This window comes from Metabacillus sp. Hm71 (assembly GCF_051842955.2).
In the GTDB taxonomy this organism is placed as follows: domain Bacteria; phylum Bacillota; class Bacilli; order Bacillales; family Bacillaceae; genus Metabacillus.
In genome coordinates this window covers 4,675,660-4,696,785 of record NZ_CM200278.1, presented here as the reverse complement: position 1 = coordinate 4,696,785, position 21,126 = coordinate 4,675,660, and the positions used below count along the sequence as shown (strand labels likewise).

19 protein-coding genes are annotated in these 21,126 nt (G+C 39.1%); 15 read left to right on the top strand and 4 right to left on the bottom strand.

Annotation, left to right across the window (positions count from 1 at the left end; translation table 11 throughout):
• Positions 1–122: 122 nt before the first annotated feature.
• Both ACSVDH_RS23130 and ACSVDH_RS23125 read left to right on the top strand, forming a co-directional pair.
• The gene (locus tag ACSVDH_RS23130) at positions 123–584 is read left to right on the top strand and encodes a MarR family winged helix-turn-helix transcriptional regulator (RefSeq protein ID WP_299087283.1); all 462 of its coding nucleotides are present in this window, start codon (positions 123–125) and stop codon (positions 582–584) included.
• Between the two features lie 2 nt (positions 585–586).
• Complete coding sequence (locus tag ACSVDH_RS23125; protein WP_439251685.1) at positions 587–3,703, top strand: MMPL family transporter; 3,117 nt, start codon at positions 587–589, stop codon at positions 3,701–3,703.
• Between the two features lie 51 nt (positions 3,704–3,754).
• On the opposite strand, the gene ACSVDH_RS23120 is transcribed toward ACSVDH_RS23125, so the two are convergent.
• Positions 3,755–4,303, bottom strand: coding sequence for a CBO0543 family protein (locus ACSVDH_RS23120; RefSeq protein WP_439251686.1), 549 nt, complete (start codon positions 4,301–4,303; stop codon positions 3,755–3,757).
• A gap of 261 nt (positions 4,304–4,564) precedes the next feature.
• Here ACSVDH_RS23120 and ACSVDH_RS23115 point away from each other — a divergent pair, with 261 nt between their 5' ends.
• The 5 genes from ACSVDH_RS23115 (at position 4,565) to trpB (ending at position 9,689) form a co-directional block, all read left to right on the top strand.
• Complete coding sequence (locus tag ACSVDH_RS23115; protein WP_046587614.1) at positions 4,565–4,762, top strand: cold-shock protein; 198 nt, start codon at positions 4,565–4,567, stop codon at positions 4,760–4,762.
• Positions 4,763–4,952: 190 nt separating this feature from the next.
• Positions 4,953–5,663, top strand: a complete 711-nt coding sequence (locus ACSVDH_RS23110; protein WP_439251687.1) for a winged helix-turn-helix domain-containing protein — start codon at positions 4,953–4,955, stop codon at positions 5,661–5,663.
• Positions 5,653–7,053, top strand: a complete 1,401-nt coding sequence (locus ACSVDH_RS23105) for a sensor histidine kinase (protein WP_439251688.1) — start codon at positions 5,653–5,655, stop codon at positions 7,051–7,053. The genes ACSVDH_RS23110 and ACSVDH_RS23105 overlap by 11 nt, the downstream gene beginning before the upstream one ends.
• 130 nt (positions 7,054–7,183) lie before the next feature.
• The gene (locus ACSVDH_RS23100) at positions 7,184–8,086 is read left to right on the top strand and encodes a peptidylprolyl isomerase (RefSeq protein WP_439251689.1); all 903 of its coding nucleotides are present in this window, start codon (positions 7,184–7,186) and stop codon (positions 8,084–8,086) included.
• 436 nt (positions 8,087–8,522) lie between these two features.
• The gene (gene trpB / locus ACSVDH_RS23095; protein WP_439251690.1) at positions 8,523–9,689 is read left to right on the top strand and encodes a tryptophan synthase subunit beta; all 1,167 of its coding nucleotides are present in this window, start codon (positions 8,523–8,525) and stop codon (positions 9,687–9,689) included.
• A gap of 33 nt (positions 9,690–9,722) precedes the next feature.
• Here trpB and ACSVDH_RS23090 read toward each other — a convergent pair whose 3' ends face one another.
• Positions 9,723–10,043 carry a winged helix-turn-helix transcriptional regulator gene (locus tag ACSVDH_RS23090; RefSeq protein ID WP_299087266.1) on the bottom strand — a complete coding sequence of 107 codons (321 nt, stop codon included), beginning with the start codon at positions 10,041–10,043 and terminating at the stop codon, positions 9,723–9,725.
• A gap of 168 nt (positions 10,044–10,211) precedes the next feature.
• Here ACSVDH_RS23090 and ACSVDH_RS23085 point away from each other — a divergent pair, with 168 nt between their 5' ends.
• Both ACSVDH_RS23085 and ACSVDH_RS23080 read left to right on the top strand, forming a co-directional pair.
• On the top strand, positions 10,212–11,159 hold the full coding sequence (locus ACSVDH_RS23085; protein WP_439251691.1) for an aldo/keto reductase family protein: 948 nt from the start codon (positions 10,212–10,214) through the stop codon (positions 11,157–11,159).
• A 242-nt stretch (positions 11,160–11,401) separates the two neighbouring features.
• Entirely contained in the window at positions 11,402–12,292 is an 891-nt protein-coding gene (locus tag ACSVDH_RS23080) for a 50S ribosomal protein L11 methyltransferase (protein WP_439251692.1), read from the top strand.
• Between the two features lie 50 nt (positions 12,293–12,342).
• Here ACSVDH_RS23080 and ACSVDH_RS23075 read toward each other — a convergent pair whose 3' ends face one another.
• A complete protein-coding gene (locus tag ACSVDH_RS23075; protein WP_439251693.1) occupies positions 12,343–13,026 on the bottom strand; it encodes a response regulator in 684 nt (227 codons plus the stop codon).
• Positions 13,027–13,046: 20 nt separating this feature from the next.
• Positions 13,047–14,624 (bottom strand): ATP-binding protein, encoded by a 1,578-nt coding sequence (locus ACSVDH_RS23070; RefSeq protein WP_439251694.1) that lies wholly within the window; start codon positions 14,622–14,624, stop codon positions 13,047–13,049.
• A 102-nt stretch (positions 14,625–14,726) separates the two neighbouring features.
• Between ACSVDH_RS23070 and ACSVDH_RS23065 the strand changes: the two genes are divergently transcribed.
• The 6 genes from ACSVDH_RS23065 (at position 14,727) to dgoD (ending at position 21,054) form a co-directional block, all read left to right on the top strand.
• The gene (locus ACSVDH_RS23065) at positions 14,727–15,788 is read left to right on the top strand and encodes a DctP family TRAP transporter solute-binding subunit (RefSeq protein ID WP_439251695.1); all 1,062 of its coding nucleotides are present in this window, start codon (positions 14,727–14,729) and stop codon (positions 15,786–15,788) included.
• A gap of 159 nt (positions 15,789–15,947) precedes the next feature.
• A complete protein-coding gene (locus tag ACSVDH_RS23060; protein WP_439251696.1) occupies positions 15,948–16,619 on the top strand; it encodes a ThuA domain-containing protein in 672 nt (223 codons plus the stop codon).
• 96 nt (positions 16,620–16,715) lie between these two features.
• On the top strand, positions 16,716–18,209 hold the full coding sequence (locus ACSVDH_RS23055) for a GMC oxidoreductase (RefSeq protein WP_439251697.1): 1,494 nt from the start codon (positions 16,716–16,718) through the stop codon (positions 18,207–18,209).
• Positions 18,210–18,382: 173 nt separating this feature from the next.
• Positions 18,383–19,129, top strand: coding sequence for an IclR family transcriptional regulator (locus ACSVDH_RS23050; RefSeq protein ID WP_439251698.1), 747 nt, complete (start codon positions 18,383–18,385; stop codon positions 19,127–19,129).
• Positions 19,130–19,255: 126 nt separating this feature from the next.
• Positions 19,256–19,888, top strand: a complete 633-nt coding sequence (locus ACSVDH_RS23045) for a bifunctional 4-hydroxy-2-oxoglutarate aldolase/2-dehydro-3-deoxy-phosphogluconate aldolase (protein ID WP_439251875.1) — start codon at positions 19,256–19,258, stop codon at positions 19,886–19,888.
• Positions 19,889–19,905: 17 nt separating this feature from the next.
• Positions 19,906–21,054: a galactonate dehydratase gene (gene dgoD / locus ACSVDH_RS23040; RefSeq protein ID WP_439251700.1), complete on the top strand. Its 1,149-nt coding sequence runs from the start codon at positions 19,906–19,908 to the stop codon at positions 21,052–21,054.
• Positions 21,055–21,126 lie beyond the last annotated feature (72 nt).

Below are 21,126 nucleotides of genomic sequence, written 5' to 3'. Positions count from 1 at the left end.
GATGATTCCATGTTCTAGTTCAATACGTATCAGAATATTCATTGACATGCAGTCGAATGCCGATATATAGTTAAATAGTTGAATAGTTAAATCGTTGAACTAATAAGAGAGGCGGCTTCTTTATGAAGGAAAAACAGATAGAAGATTTGATTAATCGGTACCTTTCCGTGTCGTTTTCTGTAACAAAAAAGGGTGAAAACCTTATTAAGGACAGTATCGGTGAAGAAATTACAAATGACCAGCATTACACATTGCGGTATATCCATCAGGCCGGAACATGTACATCCACCGAGCTTGCAGAGGTCTTTGAGGTAAAGAAAAGCGCGATTACTGCAATCATCAATCGCCTAACAGACAAAGAGTTAATTAAGCGGACACGTGATGAAAATGATCGCCGTGTCATCTACTTAACACTAACGGAGAAAGGGGAAGCGTTATACAAAAAAACAGAGGATAAAATTTGCAACTTAGTAGGATCCATACTTACAAGTTTTGAGGAAAGCGAAATTGTCGCATTTATTGAAACATATGAAAAGCTTGATAGACTTTTAAAGTCTCTTAAAAACTGTCATTTGGAGGAATAGCGGTGAACACCATCATTAAAGGAAAATGGCTTGTTATTGTTGCTTGGATTACTGTACTAGCAGGGTTATTTTTTGCTGCGCCTAATATGGCAGACCTTGTGCGTGAGAAAGGGCAGATTAGCGTCCCGGAAGGATATTCTTCAACCTTAGCAAGTGAGATTTTGGAGGATGTTCAGAGGCAGGAAAATGCCGGAGATGAAACACAGGTGGCCCTTGTTTTTCATAATGAAGATAAACTGTCAACTAAGGAAATCAAGGAAGCTGAAAGAGCGATTCGTTTGCTCGAGGAGAACAAAGAGCTTGGCGTCACAGAAATTCTGACTCACTTTAATGAAGAAAGTTTAAAGGAACAGCTAGTATCAAAGGACGGTAAAACCATTTTAGCGTCTGTGTCGGTTAGTTGGAATGACCGGGAAGCCAAGGAAGTATCAGCATTACTTTATAAGGCAATTGAAGATGTCAATGTGGATCATTACTATACGAGCGGCTGGATGATTGATCAAGATGTCATGACAAGCTCACAGGAAGGCTTAAAGAAAACGGAAGGGATTACCGTTGTGTTTATTTTAGCTGTCCTGCTCCTTGTATTTCGATCTGTTATTGCACCACTTATTCCGCTTATTACCGTCGGGATTACCTATTTGGCTTCACAATCAATTGTTGCGATTTTAGTTGATGTTGTGAACTTTCCAATCTCAAATTTTACACAGATCTTTTTAGTCGCTGTTTTATTCGGAATTGGTACAGACTATTGTATTTTGTTGTTAAGTCGATTTAAAGAAGAACTGTCACATCATGAAAGTGTGCCAGAAGCGATTGTTGCGACGTATCGCAATGCAGGACGTACTGTCTTTTTCAGCGGGATAGCTGTCATGATCGGCTTTGCTGCCATTGGGTTTTCCCAATTTAAGCTTTATCAATCCGCATCAGCTGTAGCGGTTGGAGTTGCCGTCTTGTTGGTCGCATTGTTTACCGTTGTTCCCTTCTTCATGGCGGTACTTGGGAATAAAATCTTTTGGCCATCAAAAGGAACTCTTGAACATAAGGATAGTAAATTATGGGCAATTGTCGGCCGTTTTTCGCTTACCCGTCCAATCATCGCTCTGCTAATTGTTGCAGCGATATCTGTCCCATTTTTAGTGCAATATGATGGCGAATTATCATATAACTCCTTAGAGGAAATCGGCAGTGATGTCAACTCAATAAAAGCGTTTAATGCGATTTCAGACAGCTTTGGTCCAGGGGAATCTATGCCGACACAAATTGTTTTAAAAAATGATGAAGAAATGGATTCAACAGAATATATCAGCTTAGCTGAAAAGATTAGTCAGGAGCTCGAAACAGTTGATTTAGTCGATTCCGTCCGTTCTGTGACTAGGCCGACTGGTGAAAAAATAGACGAGTTCTATGTGGCTAACCAAGCGGGAACGCTTGAAGAAGGTCTTAATGATGGAAAAGATGGGATTGACACGATAAGTAAAGGATTGGCAGAGGCGGAAAGCGAACTCACCAAATCGTCGCCACAGTTTAAAGAGGCAACAAGTGGAATAAATGATTTGATCTCGGGTACTGAGGAAATTCAATCAGGAATGTCAGAAGTTCAGAGTAACCTAGCCAAAATTGAGGCTGGAATTCGTCAAGGCTCTGCCGGTTCTGATGAGATAAAGAAGCGTTTAGCTCAAGCGAAGGCAGGAGTTGAAGAACTTCAGGCCAGAAGCAGCCAGCTGCTTTCAGGATATCAAAATGCAGCAAATGGTCTGTATGCTTTAACTTCAGAGTATAGCAAGATTGGCAACGGGATTACAGGGCTATCTAGTGCCTTGTCTCAATTAGATCAAAGTTTTAAAAATCTAGAAGCGAAGTATCCAGAGCTGACTGACGATGGAGATTATAAAAATATCAAAGTTACGGTCCAAACTACAGCTACACAGCTTCCTAAGCTAGCAGAAGGAATTGGTAAATTAACCGAAACACAAAGTGGTATCAGCAACGGCTTAAGTAAGGCAAATGAGAACTTCGCTCAGCTGATTGAGGGCCATAAACAAATCTCAGCAGGGTTAGCACAACTTATTGCCGGAATAGAAAAGCAGCAAGCAGGCTTAAATGAGCTTGCAAACGGACAGAGCCAAATTGTAAGCAATATGCCAAAATTATCAGATGGTCTCTCAAGTGTCACAACAGGTCAAAAGCAGCTGCTAGATGGTTTTGGCGATCTTGATGGACAAATGAATCAATTAACAAGTGGATTAAATCAAAGTGTTACAGGATTAAATCAAGTATCAAATGGACTCGGCTCTGCTCAGGATTATTTAGCCGACTTAGCGAAAACATCCGAGACAGCAGGCTTTTACTTGCCTGAAGACGTGTTAACAAGTGAGGATTTCCAACAGTCGCTTGATACCTATTTATCTGGTGACCGTAAAGTCATGAAATTTGATGTGATTTTTGAGGCAAATCCTTACTCTAATGAAGCAATCAATCAGGTTGATGCCATTAATGCGGCGATTGAACGTGCGACAAAGGCTACGAAGTTAGAAAATGCCAAGGTCGCAATCGGAGGAATTACAAGTACAAATGCTGATTTAAATACAATGTCTAATAACGACTATACACGTACCGTTATTTTAATGCTTGTCGGTATTTCGATTATTCTAGTTTTCTTATTTAGATCACTCATCATGCCGCTTTATTTGATTGGCTCCTTGATCTTAACGTATTACACAGCCATTGGAATAAATGAAGTGGTCTTTGTGAATCTATTAGGATATACAGGAATCAGCTGGGCTGTTCCATTCTTTGCTTTTGTGATTCTCGTCGCCCTTGGTGTTGACTACAGTATTTTCTTAATGGATCGTTTTAATGAGTATAAGGATTTATCAGTAGGAGAGGCCATGCTTTTATCGATGAAAAAGATGGGAACCGTTATTATTTCGGCTGTAGTCATCCTTGGCGGGACATTTGCAGCTATGATTCCTTCAGGCATGCTTTCCCTTATCCAAATTGCTTCAATTATTTTAACAGGCTTGCTCCTTTACGCATTAATTGTTTTACCTCTATTTGTTCCGGTTATGGTCAAAACATTTGGTGCCGCAAACTGGTGGCCGTTTAAACGAGCATAAGTGATTTTTAGGAAGAGGCTGTCTCAAATAGATAGAGACGGCCTCTTTCCTTTAAGACCGATCATGTTTTTTGAGAAAGCTAATAAACGCCCTGATGCTGATTCCGAATAGTAACAATCCAATGAATGAACAGGTGTGATTCCACCACTTGTAGCTTTGGTATATATCAAGGAGGGTAAATAAAGGCTCTATGACATAGGCTAGCAAAAATGCAAATAGGACATAGCGCCAAATGTAAGAAAACCAAGTAGAAGAGTATTGATAGACGATCATAGAGCCAACTGGAATAACGATTAAATCAGCTGGAATGAGTGGAGGAATAATGGAGATTAATTTATCTGGATATCCCCAAAGACCTAGCGATACACCAATTAAATCCAAAAAGGAAGCAAAAACAGCACATATCAACCCGAATGCAACAATTTCAAATAAATTGGTTTTATCAACAATTTTCCACCATAGAATATAAGGAAGGATTGTCGATAAAAGCAAGATCCACCATGCTAATGCAAAAACATCATCATGAAACCAATGATCAAAGCTGGTCTCTTGAAGCTTTTCCCTTACCTTTTGCACGTCGTCAAAGTCAGGTGTATTCATAGAACCTCCCTTTCCAATAAAGATAGTGGGGAAACTTTCTTATTATTCTGATCACCTTTATAATAATTATGTAAATCAATCAAAGATATCTGTTTCGATCCTTGATTTTGGGGAAATAAAGTGTTAGAATAATATTAATTATTTTTGTTCGGATAAGGATTATTGATGGAAGTTGCTTTAAAAGTTTCCTCTTGAAAGGTCGTTGTCTAGCAAGAATAGTAATACAATGTGGGTTAATTATTCCACACAGGAGGAAAAACAATGTTACAAGGTAAAGTAAAATGGTTTAATTCAGAAAAAGGTTTTGGATTTATCGAAGTAGAAGGCCAAGACGATGTATTCGTACACTTCTCTGCTATCCAAGGTGAAGGTTTCAAAACTTTAGAAGAAGGCCAAACAGTTACTTTTGAAGTTGAGCAAGGCGCTCGTGGACCACAAGCTGCAAACGTTCAAAAATAATGAAATAACGCTGCATAGGCAGCTCTAATAAAAGACTCCGGTTTCGGGGTCTTTTTTTTACGCCCAACAAGCCGTTACATGCTAAATGGAGAAGTTCAATCTTGAATTATTTGTACACCGGGTGAGAAAACGATAAAATGAATAAATGTAGAACTATATTTAGGTTTTAGATACAACTGGCAGGTGGAAAATGAACGTTTTAGTGATTGAAGATAATCCAAGTGTTTGTTCGATGCTTGAGATGTTCTTTTCAAAAGAAGGAATAACCGGTAAATTTGTTTACGATGGACTTAAGGGCTATGAGGAGTATAAAAAGCATGAGTGGGATTTATTAATTCTCGACTGGATGCTTCCAGGAATGGATGGTGTCACACTCTGCAGAAAGATTAGGCAAGAAAAAAGCACTATCCCCATCATCATGCTTACAGCAAAAGATAGTGAGTCAGATCAAGTGCTTGGACTTGAAATGGGGGCAGATGATTATGTGACAAAACCGTTCAGCCCATTAGCCTTAATGGCAAGAATAAAGGCTGTCACGCGCCGCTATCAGCTAGCCGAACAGGATCAGCAAGTAAGCAGCTCAGATGTTTTGCTAACGGAAAACTTTAAAATGAGCCAATCAACACGTGAGGTTTATTTGCAAGGGCGGAAAATCACGAATCTTACTCCAAAAGAGTTTGATTTGCTTTATTATTTTCTAAAACATCCCCGCCAAGTATTCACAAGAGAGCAGCTGTTAGAACGGGTTTGGGGTTATCAATTTTATGGCGATGAACGTACGGTTGATGTCCATATTAAGCGATTGAGAAAGAAGATCGAGACAGAAACACATCCATTTTTTCATACCGTATGGGGAGTTGGCTATAAATTTGATGAATCGGTAGAAGCGAATGAGGATTAAATATATTTATCAGCTTTTTTTAAGTCATATCAGTATATTGATCATTGCCTTTTTAATTTTAAGTTTGCTGTTTGCCCACTATGTTGAAAATTTGGTGTACGAAAATAAAGTATCAGAACTAACCGAGTTTGGGGAACAGATCCTTGATGATTTTAACCAGACCGGACAGGAATTTGTTTTAGCCCAATATAATAATGTTTTAAGCTCACAAAATATCTTTTTCAGTATTTTTGATCAGCAAGGCAGAATTGTTTATCCTCTTTCCCCGAGCTCGCCTAGAACGCGTATAACAGAAGAAGATTGGAACAAGCTTGTTAATGGTGAAAAAGTTGTAACAAGGCATAATATTAAATGGGCCGACCAACAGGTTTCGTTAGTCGCTATCCCATATATTGGCGGAGGAGGGCTGATCGGAGGAATATTGCTTATCTCCCCGGTTAGCGGCTCCCGTCAGATTATCAGTGAAATGAATCAATTTTTGCTCTACACGGTGGTTATTGCGTTATCAGTGTCCTTTCTGTTAAGCTGGATTCTTTCAAAAATTCATGTCAATCGGATCCAAAAAATAAGAAATGCCACTTCAAAAATTGCCAAAGGTGATTATGATGCCTATATTCCTGCTTCTAACTTCGATGAAATAGCAGAAATGGCGAATGATTTTAATGAAATGATTGATCAATTAAAATCGCAAAACGATGAAATCGATCGCCTGGAGAAACGGCGAAGACAATTTATTGCCGATGTTTCCCACGAGCTCCGTACACCGCTGACAACGATTAGCGGTGTGATTGAAGGGCTTAAAAACAATATGATTGCCGATAGTGAAAAGGAAAAAGGCATTCAGCTTGTAAGCCAGGAAACAAAACGGTTAATTCGTCTTGTGAATGAAAATCTTGATTATGAACGGATTCGTTCAAATCAACTGAAGCTGCTGAAAGAAAAGATCCAGTTGAAAGAGGTACTGGAAGTCATTAAGGATCATTTACTCTATCAAGCGGAAGCAAAGGGAATTGAGCTGCAAATTGACGTTGATGAGAAGAGTATCGTCTTTGGTGACTATGACCGGCTTATTCAGATCTTAATGAACATTACAAAGAACAGCATTCAGTTTACAAATCAAGGCTCAGTCTGGCTTCGCGGCAGCCAAACAAGTCATGAAACAATCATTGAAATTGAAGATACCGGAATAGGCTTAGATAAGCATGAGGTTGAATCCATCTGGCAGAGATTTTATAAAGCGGACTTATCAAGAACCAGCAGCCAGTTCGGCGAATTTGGCTTAGGCCTTTCGATTGTTAAACGTCTTGTCGAGCTGCATGAAGGGAGAATCTCTATTTCAAGCGATCAAAATAAAGGGACGAAGTTTACGATTAAGCTGCCAATTTCATGATTAATGGTTACTGGAGCAATTCTAGTAACTTTTTTCATTTTTTCATCATTTGTTCATAGTTTATTAATAATTTTCCGTTACAATAAAAAGAAGGCTAATATGCAGATTATTTTGATTAAGGAGACGTATGATGATTGAGAAACTATTTTCGAGTAAAAAAACAATTGCGATTTTGGCAGTGCTTGTAGTAGCAGCAGCTGCAGTATTTATTTTTCTTTCCACACGAGGCGAAGTTGTCGCAAAGGTTGGGGATGAATCTATAACAAAAGACAATTTATATACATTCTTTGTTGAACAAAACGGTGAAGCGGCAGTCGATACACTGATTACGAAAAGCATCATCGAGCAAGAAGCAAAAAAGGAAAAGGTTTCTGTTTCTGATAAAGAAGTCGATGCAGAGCTTCAAGAGCTGATCGATTCCTACGGCGGTGAGGAAACATTTAACCAACAGCTAACTGCGAGCGGATTAACGGAAGAAGATGTAAAGGAAGATGTGAAAACAAATCTTCAAATTGAGAAAATATTAGAATCGAGTATTGAAATTACCGAAGAAGAAATGAAAACATATTTCGATGAAAACAAAGAATCCTTTGCCAAAACAAAACAAGTAAAAGCAAGCCATATTTTAGTAGAAGATGAGAAAACAGCGAATGAGGTCAAAGAAAAGATCGACGCAGGTGAAGATTTTGCTGAACTTGCAAAAGAATATTCAACAGATACAGGCTCAGCAGAAAATGGCGGTGACTTAGGATTTTTCGGTGAAGGCAGCATGGTTGCTGAATTTGAAAAAGCAGCTTTTTCAATGAAGGTGAACGAAATCAGCGAACCAGTTAAATCAGAATATGGTTATCATATTATTAAAGTAACAGACATCCAGGAAGCAGCCGAAGCTAACTTTGAGGACAGCAAAGAAGAAATTAAAGACATCTTATTTGATGAAAAAATGCAGACTGAATATCCAACATGGTTGGAAGAGAAAAAAGAAGAATATAAGGTGAAAAATTATTTAAGTCAAGAAGAGGAAGAGAAGTAAAGACATAAAAACGGACTCCGCAGGGGGTCTGTTTTTTTATACATTAAGAAAGCATAAATTGGCAGCGTAGAAGACTATTCAACGTAGCGGCCAATTTTAGGTATGAAGTATCAGGGGAACTACGCCTCTGTCTTCGCCTATACAGGCTCGCCAATCGGTGAGTTTTCTTTATAGAGTATGGAACTATTCCCCGGCGCAAAGCGTCTTTATAGATGTACTTATAAGAAAAGGTGGATATTTGAATGAAAAGAAAGATTTCGTATTTTCATCTAGTCATTTTGATGAATATCGTGCTGTTTGGAATAATGCTTTGGTGCTTAAACGAAATTAGAAAGTAGTAGATTTGCTGACATTTGTCGATTTAGAAATGGTATAATCATAAAAGACGATCATTTCTGAATATTTGCATTTTTAATCGACGAAGAGGAGTGGCGAGATGGAAAATCGAACAATGGAAAAAGGTTATTTTGGAGAATTTGGGGGAAGTTTTGTACCTGAGGATTTAAAAAATGTGCTGAATGTATTAGATGAGAATTTTGAAACATATAAGAATGACCCGGAGTTTATTAAGGAATTTAATTATTATATGAAGGAATATATCGGTAGGGAAAATCCGCTGACATACGCTGAAAACTTAACAAGGCAGGTCGGTGGAGCAAAAATCTATCTAAAGCGTGAGGATTTGAACCATACCGGAGCACATAAAATTAACAATGCGATTGGACAAATATTATTAGCGAAGCGTATGGGAGCAACGCGCATCATTGCCGAGACCGGGGCGGGCCAGCATGGGGTTGCGACTGCGACAGCATGTGCGATTGTAGGCGGTATGGAATGCACGATCTACATGGGAAAATTGGATACAGAAAGACAAGCATTAAATGTGTTCCGCATGGAGCTGTTAGGTGCAAAGGTTGTTCCTGTTGACAAAGGACAAGGCAGGCTAAAGGACGCGGTTGATGAAGCATTAAATGATTTAGTGGCAAACTATAAAACAACCTTTTATTTGTTGGGCTCCGCAGTTGGACCACATCCATTCCCAACAATGGTGAAACATTTCCAATCAATTATTAGCGAAGAATCCAAAAAACAAATCCTCGAGAAAGAAGGCAAGCTTCCTAGGGCAGTTGTAGCCTGCGCCGGAGGGGGAAGTAATGCAATTGGCGCGTTTGCCCATTATATTGACGAAAAATCGGTTCGTTTAATAGGTGTTGAACCTGCAGAGGCTCCATCATTAACCGAAGGAACTCCAGCAGTCATCCACGGCTTTAAATGTTTAACATTGCTCGACGAAAACGGTGAGCCTCAGCCAACCTATTCGATTGCAGCTGGATTAGACTATCCAGGTATCGGTCCTGAGCACAGCTATTTAAAAACAACGAACAGAGCTGAATATGTAACAGTTACCGGACAAGAAGCATTAGAAGCGTTCCAAACTCTTTCTAAAGTGGAAGGGATCATCCCGGCTCTTGAAAGCTCACATGCTATTGCCTATGCTATAAAACTGGCAAAAGAGCTTGATCAAGATGATGCGATTATTGTTAACCTGTCCGGAAGAGGAGACAAGGATGTGGAGCAAGTTTATAAAATGCTTCAATCATAAAATAAATGAGGGATGACGTATGTCATCCCTCATTTATTTCCCCCACTGCGCTCCCCACTTTTTCATTTCCTTCAACATTTTATTAAGTGAATGACCCTTTTCAGTTAATGTATATTCAACCGTCACAGGGACTGTAGGAAAAGTTTCGCGTGTTAATACTTCATGTGCTTCTAAATGGCGCAGAGTATCTGTTAAAGCTTTCGGACTTATTTTTGGAATGGCACGCTGCAATTCCCCAAATCGCTTCGTTCCATCAAAAAGTTCTTTAATAACTAGGAAAGACCATTTTCCACCGATAATTTCAAGCGCTTTTTCGATTGAGCATTCAATCTGTATTTCCTCTAATTTTTCCATCATATCCCCCTCAGGTAGTTACTATAAAATTTATAGTAGGTTACTAGATTTTTAGTATATCAATAATATTTCAGTACTTGTACACAAAATTCGTAAAATTTATAATTTTAGTGGGAGAACCAAAAAGAAACCATTTTTGGTTTGTAAATGAAGAGGAGGATGGGATGAATGAAATATCGTCGTTTAGGAAGATCCGGATTAAAAGTAAGTGAGGTAAGCTTGGGAAGCTGGTTAACATTTGGTGCATCGACCGAAAAGGATAAGGCTATCCAAACAATTGAGACCGCTTACGATTTGGGGATAAATTCTTTTGATACAGCAAATGTGTATGCAAGAGGCGAATCTGAAAAAGTAGTTGGTGAAGCGCTTAGCAAATATGCACGAGATTCATATGTGCTGGCAACAAAAGTGTTTTGGCCGATGGGAGATGGCCCAAATGATCGCGGGCTGTCAAGAAAGCATGTATTTGAACAGCTTCACGCGAGTTTAAAGCGATTAAAAACAGATTATGTTGATATCTATTATTGCCATCGTTATGATCCGGAAACACCTGTTGATGAAACATTAAGAACTATTGATGATTTAATTCGTCAAGGGAAAATTTTGTATGCTGGGGTAAGTGAATGGACAGCGCAGCAAATCCAAGAAGCGGTAGGCACAGCTGATAAGTTTTTATTAAACCGTATTGTTGTCAATCAACCAAACTATAGTATGTTACAGCGCTATATTGAAAAAGAAGTCCTACCGGTATGTGAACAGCATGGCATTAGTCAGATTGTGTTTTCGCCATTAGCCCAAGGGGTTCTAACAGGAAAATACAGCTTAAGCAATCGTGCACCAGAAGGAAGCCGTGCTACAGATTCGAAGGCAAACATGCATATGGGAAAACTTTTAACAGATGAAACCTTGTTAAAGGTGGAAAAATTAGGCGGAATTGCAAAAGAGCTTGATATTAGCTTATCACAATTAGCAATTGCCTGGATTTTACGCCAGCCGGGTGTTGCCAGTACATTGGTTGGGGCAACAAAGCCTGAGCAAATCCTTGAAAATGTTAAAGGGGTTGAAGTGACATTAACGGAGGAAGTCATTTCAAGAATTGAAGAGATTCTAAAATAAAGAGAAATAGTTTATAATTAACCTCTTGATGGGGAATAGAGAAGGTCGATAAATGGATAACTATTTATTGTCCTTCTCTATTTTAATGTGAAAAAATTCCGACGGATCTAAACAAAAACCCCCCTTTTCTCAGAATCAACTATGAAAAACTATTTGCTATCCTAAATCGAAATATATTACACTGTGAAGGGATAATTGCTGTCCATCAAACTAGTTTGATCCAAACAGAGAGGAATCGATCGATGTTATACGAATTTACTTTACATGTACCGTTTAAGCGGATTGATGAATACACGGAACTGCTGAATGCAGCGGGAATCTATAATCTTTATTATGAATCACCCATTGAAATCATTAAAGTCCAGAATGGCTATGGCTATGAAGAAAAAGAAAACGAGAAGGTTGATTTAAAAATTTACGCAAGTGATGCAGAGGTCGAACATTTACCAGAAGCATATTTTGCCCTTTTAGAAGAAACATTGTCTATTTCAAGAAACGGTATAAGCTATATTTCCCGTGAAGAAACAGACTGGGAAGAGACTTATGAATTTGAAGATATCGATCTAGGGAATGGCTGGGTTATCATGTATCCAAATTCAAAGGCACAATATGATGATCAGCATGTGTTGAAATTTGATCCATTGGCTGCATTTGGAACAGGCCTTCATGAAACGACCCAAGGCTGTTTGAGAATGATTATGGATAAGGATTTAACAGGAAAAAGCGTTCTAGACTTAGGCACTGGTTCAGGAATGCTGACGATTGCCGCTTCCCTAAAAGGGGCTGAAAAAGTTGTTGCCGTTGATTATGAGGAGGTTGCAAGGGAGCTTTATCATAATGCTGAGCTAAATCAGCTGACGAATAGACTTGAGGTTGTGCAGGCTGATTTGATTACAGGTGATTATACAATTGATGATCAATATGATTTGATTTTAATCAATATTGGGGCAAATGAAACGATGAGCATCTTAGAAAGACATGACCTTTTAAAACACAGCAATGATTTTATCATCTCAGGTTTGGTTGAATGGCATATTGATCAATTGATTGCTGTATTTGAAGCCGCCGGGTTTTCTATTAAAGAAAAAGCACAAACGAATGAATGGGTAACGATTCATTTTTCAAAAGGATAAACGCACTTTTAATAGAAGGGTCTGACTCTCGATTTTGAGTCAGACCCTGACTATTTTAGGAAACGATAGCGATTGATCGGCCTCCCAATTCCCCCATATTCGATATGGATTTGTACAGTTCCCGTTTGCTCCATATATTCAAGATATCTTCTCGCCGTAACACGGGCGATGCCGATCCCTTCTGCCACCTCTTCCGCGGAAACGGCTTGACTTTGCTTTTTTAAATAATCACTTATTTTTTCCAGTGTAAGAGCGTTTAGACCTTTAGGAAGCTCCTTTTGTTCGGTTTTAGATGCTTGAAATCGGAGTAAATCCAATTCCTGCTGAGTAATTGCGTCCTTTTCCTTAAACTTTAAATGGTAGTTTCGGTAATTTGTCAGGGCTTGTCTGATGCGTTCAGATTTAAAAGGCTTCATAATGTAGTCAATTGCTCCGTGCTGAAGCACCTGTCTTACCGTGTCTATATCACTGGCAGCTGTGATTGCAATCACATCGGTATTTAGCCCTTCGGAACGAATTTGCTTGATTGTTGTTAGCCCATCCTGATTAGGCATATAAATGTCAACTAAAGCTAAATCAGGCTTTTCCTTTTTAATAAACTCGATTCCTTCCTTTCCATTTGACACTAAACCAATAACCGTGAAGCCTTCTACCTGTTCAACAAATTGTTTGTTGATTTCTTGAACCATCGGATCATCCTCAATCAGTAAGACACGTGTAGATGTACTCTTCATAGAAAAATTCCTCCATAACTTTACAGATTAAAGGTGATGGTAAAGGAGGTACCTTGTTCGGATGTGGATTCAACTTTGATCGTGCCATTTGCTTTCGTAACAATCTCTTTTACTAAAAACAAACCGATCCCTCTGTTGGAGCCATCTTTTGTAGAGAAGCCTTCTTGAAAAATGAAAGCTTCTGCTTCCTTTGGTATTCCTTTTCCATTGTCCTCAACAAGGATGGATAAAAGCTTTTCATGCTGTTCTATACTTACATATATTTCTTTTTCTTTTCCGTTGCAGTCTTTAAAGGCGTCAAAAGCGTTCTCAATCAGATTTCCAAGGATGACGACAAAGTCATGATCATCAAGGGGAGGGGGGAATGAAGTCAATCTGCTGTGACGGTCAATATGAACGGTAATGCCAAGCTCCTTCCCGCGGCTCACTTTGCTTAATAGGAGGCCTGATAGACTCTCGCTATGAATGTTTTTGGATAAAAAACGTGTTAGCTCTTCGTGTTCCTCGGTTATTTGAAACACATACTCTAACGCTCTCGCTTTATGGCCAAGCTGGAGCAAACCCGCTATTGTATGAAGCTTATTCATATGTTCATGATTTTGAACGCGCAAAGCGCTTACAAACGCTTTTACCCCTGTTAATTCTTCGGCGAGCTTTTTCACTTCTGTCCGATCCTGAAAAATCGCGACAGCTCCAACGGTTTTTCCCTCCACTTTTATCGGGATACGGTTTGAGACAATATTTAGATTGCGAACGGTTAACTCTTTATTGTAGAGCGGTTTTTGCAGCTCGAGAATTTCTGGTAGTCTTGTATCAGGTATAATGGAATTAATGTTGCGACCAATAACGTCACCTGTAATGCCCATCATGCTTTTCGCTTTGTCATTAAAGATCGTAATCGTTTCATTTGTATCAATCGCAATAATACCTTCATGCATCGCATTAAAGGTTTCTGTTCTCTCGATCACTAATTGAGCAATTTCATGTGGCTCAAGATTAAACATTTCTTTTTTGATTCGCAAAGCTAAAAGCCATGCACCCCAGCCGCCGAATAAAAGGGAGATCCCTCCTGTTAAGAGGATTTCAAAACGGACATTCCAGATCATTTCTAAAAATGTCGGAAGGATGTAGCCAACAACAACGACACCGACTTGATGATGGTCTTTATTCATAATCGGAACAAATCCGCGAATAACGGTTCCGGCATCTCCTTTTGCTTTCGTTGTATAGGTAAGCTCAGCGAAGGCTGGCCTCTCATCATTACCTTGAGACCTTTTGCCAATCAGGCTGGGAACAGGATGGGACAGCCGAATATGGTTCATATCCATAACAACAATATAATCAGCATCATGGATGATTCTTAAGCTTTCGACTCTGCTATTAATCGTGTTCCGTTCATCTTTCGTACCTGTTATACTAGTGCTGATCTCCGGGACCTCGGCAACAGTACGGGCTGTCAGCAGGGCGCGCTGCTTTAAATCATCCTCGCGGGAATCAATAAAATTGCCAATAATCACGATACCGGCAAGCAACAAGGAAAAACTAACGATAAAAAAGGTGAGCCCCATAATTTTTGTTTTGATGGAAACGTAATGCATCCTGAGAGTTCCTTTCTTTCCAAAGAGGATGAACTTATTTTACCATGGAAAATCACACATGTTACAATGATCAGGATGAAGAATGGGAGTAGATGTTAAAAAATGAAGTATTTAATCGCCTCAAGTATTCTTGTCATCATCGTGATACTATGTTTCCTATTCTATCCCTTTGAGTTATTTAGTCATGAAAACATTAGTTACGATGACGAACAAAAAGGCTTGTCTGAACAAATTACGATTCGGTTTAGTCATGTGGTTGCGGAAAATACACCAAAGGGACTAGCAGCACAGAAGTTTGCTCAATTAGCCTCTGAAAAAACAGATGGATTAGTCAATGTTGAGGTTGTTCCTAATGGGACATTATTTACAGATGAAGAGGAATTGGATGCATTAATGAAAAACGACGTCCAGATGATCGCCCCATCCGTATCAAAAATGACAAAATTAGCACTAGAATGGGGATTATTCGACCTGCCTTTCTTGTTTCAAACAAATGAGGATGTCACAGCTGTCTTTACGAGTGAAATTGGCCAAAATTTTTTAAAGCTCCATGAAGATGAAAACATCAAAGGAATGGCGTTGTGGAGCAATGGACTGAAACAGATGACAAGCAGCGTAAAGGCGCTAAAGAAGCCTGAGGATTTTATTGGTCAGCGCTTCCGAATCATGCCGAGTGACATCATTGCAGAGCAGTTTAGGCGATTAGAAGCAGTGCCAATTCCGCTGCCGTTTGATCAAGTGTATGTTTCTCTTGAAGCGAATAGGTTTGAAGGACAGGAAAACACCATTTCCAATATTTATTCTCGAAGATTATATGAGCTTCAAAACTATATGACAATCAGCAATCATGGATTTTTAGGGTATGTTGTTTTAATGAACAAGGAGTTTTGGAATAGCTTACCTAAAGATGTGCAAACAAGCTTAACAGAAGCTATGGAGGAGGCAACTACCTGGATGATCAACGAATCCATGAAAATGAACAAACAGCAGCTAAAAGTGATCGACAAAGATTCCTCGATTCAAATTCATTATTTAACAAATGAAGAAAGGGAAGCTTGGTTAAACAAGCTGATGCCTGTATATCAAACGCTTTATAATCAGGTGAATGAAAAATTTGTGAAGGATTTTATTGAGCAAAGAAGGAAGCAACTGGAGACGCAGTAATCTGTGTCTTCTTTTATTATTATTTGAAATATGAATGATGCTCAACAATTACTTATATTTCTATAACCCTTTAAAACTTTTAGGGATGAATGATGGCTTTTGGAATAATCGCAAAATGAGCAAATAAGTTATATAAAGCGAGAATATGGAGTGGGAGATATGAAACATGCATCTTTAAAGTATGATGTAAGGACAAATAAAGGGTTGAAAAAAGCACTAATTGTATATGGCGGAGCTCCAGAACATCATCCAAAAGAAATTGCTGATATTTTGAGTGGATTGTTAAGAGAAGAATTTTTTTTCGTTCAAATTTCTACTACTTTAGACAGTTTTATAATGGCTGAAACCCAAAAGGATGTCGACTTAATTGTCCTCATATGGACGAGAGGAGAAATTTCACAAAAGCAATTAAATGCGTTACTATCTCTCGTTCATTCTGGAGCGGGGTTTGTTGGAATACATGCATCCGTAGGAGCTTTTCGATCAGAAATAAACTATCATAGTTTAATAGGCGGTCAGTTTTTGTCACATCCAGGAGGGGTTAATACAACATATAAAGTCTTTATATTAGATAAATGTCATCCAATAACTAGAGGTATACAGGATTTTACGGTAACTACAGAAAAGTACTATATGCTGATTGATCCTGCAATTCACGTGGTGGCTGCAACTTGTTTTAGGAATGTGATGATGCCAGTCGTATGGACGAAATATTACGGTAAAGGACGGGTATTTTATAATTCATTGGGACATACATTAGATATTGTATGCATGCCTCAGGTTTTACGTATTATGAGAAATGGCATGATCTGGGCTGCACGTAAAAGGTAATTGAATGGCAATGCTGATAATGGATAGCTAACATGCATCTCGAATCTACATATAAAGGAATTTGCGGAAAAATAAATTTATAAGGGGGGAGGAGCTTTGTCAAAGTTCTGGATTCCTTTTTGTCCATCAGAATTCCCAAATGATTATATGGAAGAGTGGATTCCAACTGTCCCTTTACATGCAATGGAAAAAAAGGAGTATGATGTATTAATTATTGGAAGCGGTGCAGGAGGCGGAGCACTGCTCTGGAGGCTCTGCCAGCAGTGGGAAAATAAAGGGAAGCGTATTGGGATGATTGAGGCAGGAGACGCTCTGTTGCCGACACATTCAGCTAACATCATGACTATGAATAGCGAGACAATAAGTAGATATATCGTTAATCCTAAAATTTCAGAAAAGATTGGTGAGCGGCTTCCTCAATATAGGGGGGCAATTCTCATTAAGATTCTTGGGGGACAAACAATATTTTGGGGAGCGGTTTGTCCGCGTATGCCTGTTTCTGAACTCAAACATTGGCCGATCCCGCTTCATGAGATGGAAGTGTATTATAATATTGCTGAAGAGGCAATGAACATTACACAAAATTACTTTCAAGAATCTCCTTTTACAACAATCCTTCTAGAAAGACTTAGAAAAAATGGACTACCTTTTGCGATCCCCATGCCAATGGCGATGAATCTCCAAGCAACTCAGTTTGGTTTCTTACAATCAAATGCAATATTTAGCTCCATTGAATTTCTCGGTAAAGCACTGCAATTCAGGCCTTTTGATTTAGCAGTCAATGCACGTGCTACCCGTCTTTATAGCAAAAATAATGCTATTACAGGCGTTGAGGTAATGGCACCTGATAAAACATCATATAGAATAAGTGCAAAAAATATAGTGGTTTCAGCTAGTGCACTTGAAACACCTAGACTTCTTCTCCATTCAAACATTCCCGGTGACGCTATTGGTCATTATCTGACAAATCATACGATCTCGAGAACTTCTGCTATCATTAGTCGTACTGTTTTTCCTGAATTATTAGGGGCGTTAGGTATACTCATTCCCTCTGGGCCTGATAGGAATTATCAGATCCAGATAGCAAGTAACGTATGGAACCAAAATAAAAATGCTCTAATAGAGCAGGAGTTGGATATTGACTTAAGTGCTTTTGGTATGGTGAAGTCCCGTTTTGAAAACAAAGTAACCCTAGATCTGTATCACAAAGATAAGTATGGTGTTCCGAAAATAAACGTACAGTTTTCGTTTAGTGACTATGATCAACTTGTTATCCATCAAATGTCAACAGCTCTTATGAATGTCAGTACAGCCCTAGGAACGAAATTAACCTTAAAAAACGGTATGTTTAATCTTTGCTTAAGCCCCCCAGGCAGACCATTTCATCATTCTTGTACCTGTAGAATGGGTGTGGATCCTTTAACATCTGCTACAGATCCATATGGTCGAATTCACAGCACTAGCGGTCTATATATAGCTGACACCAGTGTTCTTCCAACTGCTGGTGCAGTTAATCCCACATTAACAACTGTTGCCCTTTCTATTCGAACAGCAGATGCAATCGCTGCTCAAAATAGTGATTATTGTTAAGTTGCTACTTTTTAGGCAGCTCCTTTATGGAGCGAGGATGGAGGATTATTTTATCCTCTTTTTTTTTATCTAAAAATAAAATCATTGTTATTTAGTAGAAAGACATGTTAGGATAAAATTAATAAATCACATATATGATAATTAATCTCATATGTGATTTTGGAGGTAATAACATGTCAGTAAAATCTGCTGAACGGGTTTTAAGAGTATTCGAGCTATTGGCTCATCACACAGAAGGTTTAACGATTAAAGAAATCAGTGGAAAGCTTTCATTTCCACAAAGCAGTACGTCTAATCTTATTGGTACTCTCTATCAGGAAGGATACTTAAACCAGGACTCTCATAAACGATATCGATTAGGGCCAAAGTTGATTCAAATGGGAACGCTCGCAATGGAGTCGCTTGATATTTCATCCCAAGGAACACCGTTTCTGAAAAAGTTAATGGAAGATGTACAAGAAACGGTATTCATGGCTGTTTTATCTGAGGGGCAGTTAGTATATATTGCCAAAATAGACAATAACCGTTCGATACGAACAACAGCTCAGCCAGGTTATCGCAAACCGTTGTATTGCACAGGATTAGGAAAGGTTTTTCTTGCATTCTTGCCTGAACATGAAAAAAACGCTATTTTAGACAAAACTGAACTTACTCCGATTACAAATAATACAATTACGAATCGCCAGGAGTTTGAACAGAAATTAAAACAGTTTGCTGAATGGGGATATTCTATTGATGATGAGGAAAATGAGGAAGGTCTATATTGTCTGGCAGCCCCCATTTTTGGCGCAGATCGAACAATCCAAGCTGCGATTAGTGTTGCCGGGCCAAAAGAAAGAATGATCAACAGGAAGGATTTTATCGTCGAAAAGCTCCTGCAAACAGCAAAGAACATTTCCGAAAGCATTGGATATTCATAAAGCAGAAATGGAGGAGAAACATGGAAGTTTTCTCCTCATACTTAATAGATTAATTGGAAGCGCTTTTAAATCTATCAGGAAAAGAAGATGTATCCAGGTGAAAAATAAAGGTGGAACAGCATGTTAATGAATACACTGTCTAGCATTCTTGAAAACAAACTGATTGCTATTATCCGCGGAGCAAACCCTGAAGATGTTGTATCGATTGCGAAAGCATTGCATGAAGGCGGAGTAAACATGATCGAAATCACAATGAATTCTCCAAAAGCATTAGCTGGTATAGAAGCAGTAAAAGCTGAGCTTGGAAATCAGGTTCTGGTTGGTGCAGGTACCGTGTTAGACGCTGAAACGGCCAGAGCTGCCATTTTAGCAGGTGCCGAGTTCATCTTGTCTCCTACTATTCATCTTGAAACCATAAACATGACCAAAAGATATGGAGCAGTAAGCATTCCAGGTGCCTTTACGCCAACTGAAATTCTAGCAGCCTATGAAAATGGCGGAGATCTTATTAAAGTATTCCCTGCAACATTAGGACCAAGTTATATAAAGGATATCCGCGGACCTCTCCCGCAAATACCGCTACTTCCAACAGGCGGTGTTGATGTAAACAATATTAAGGACTATTTGAAAGCAGGTGCAGTTGGCTGTGGAATCGGCAGCGCGCTTGTGAATACGAAGCAAAAGATAACAGCTGAATATCTCGAAAAAATAGCAGAAAAAGCAAGACAATTTGTAGTCGCTGTAACATCTGACAATTAAAGAGGAGAGTGTTATTGATGAAAATTACAAATTATGAATTATTCCAAGTACCGCCACGTTGGTTATTTTTAAAAATTGAAACAGACGAAGGGATTACCGGCTGGGGTGAACCAGTCATTGAGGGCAGAGCTGCGACAGTTAAGACGGCTGTGGAAGAATTAATGGAATATCTTATGGATAAGGACCCGCTTACGATTGAAGATCATTGGAATGTGATGTATCGGGCTGGTTTTTACCGAGGCGACCCTATTTTAATGAGTGCCATTTCCGGTATTGACCAAGCGCTATGGGATATCAAAGGAAAATACTATAACGCACCAGTGCATCAGCTGTTAGGAGGTAAGGCAAGAGAATCGATCAAGGTTTATTCATGGATTGGCGGGGACCGTCCTGCTGATGTTGGAAATGCAGCAAAAGCGGTTGTGGACCAAGGCTTTACAGCTGTAAAAATGAATGGGACAGAAGAGCTTCAATATGTAGATTCCCATGAAAAAATTGATCAGGTGATTGAACGAATTGCAGCGGTTAGAGAGGCGGTAGGTCCTTATATAGGAATCGGAATTGATTTCCACGGCCGGGTACATAAACCAATGGCAAAAATTTTAGCAAAAGAGCTTGAACCTTTCCGTCCCATGTTTATTGAAGAGCCTGTTTTACCGGAAAATAATGAGGCGCTGCGTGAAATTGCCAATCTTGTCACCACTCCTATTGCAACAGGTGAAAGAATGTTTTCAAAATGGGATTTTAAAAACCTTTTAATGGATGGATATGTTGACATTATTCAGCCGGATTTATCCCATGCAGGCGGGATTACGGAATGCAAAAAAATCATTTCAATGGCTGAGGCGTTTGATGTTGCGGCAGCTCCACACTGTCCGTTAGGGCCCATTGCATTAGCTTCCTGTCTCCAAGTAGATGCTTCATGCCACAATGCCTTTATCCAAGAACAGAGTCTTGGCATTCATTATAACCAAGGGAATGATTTATTAGATTACATTGTTGATCACAGCGTGTTCCAATATGAAAACGGGTACGTAAACATCCCGGATGGACCTGGGTTAGGAATTGAAATCAATGAAGATTATGTAAGAAAGATGGCAGAAATCGGTCATAATTGGAGAAATCCAATTTGGAGACATGCTGATGGCAGTATTGCTGAGTGGTGATCGTTACCTAGTAATTTTATTTTCTAGTAATGAAAAATATGCTGATTAGAGCAAACCTATTATTGGGTCTGC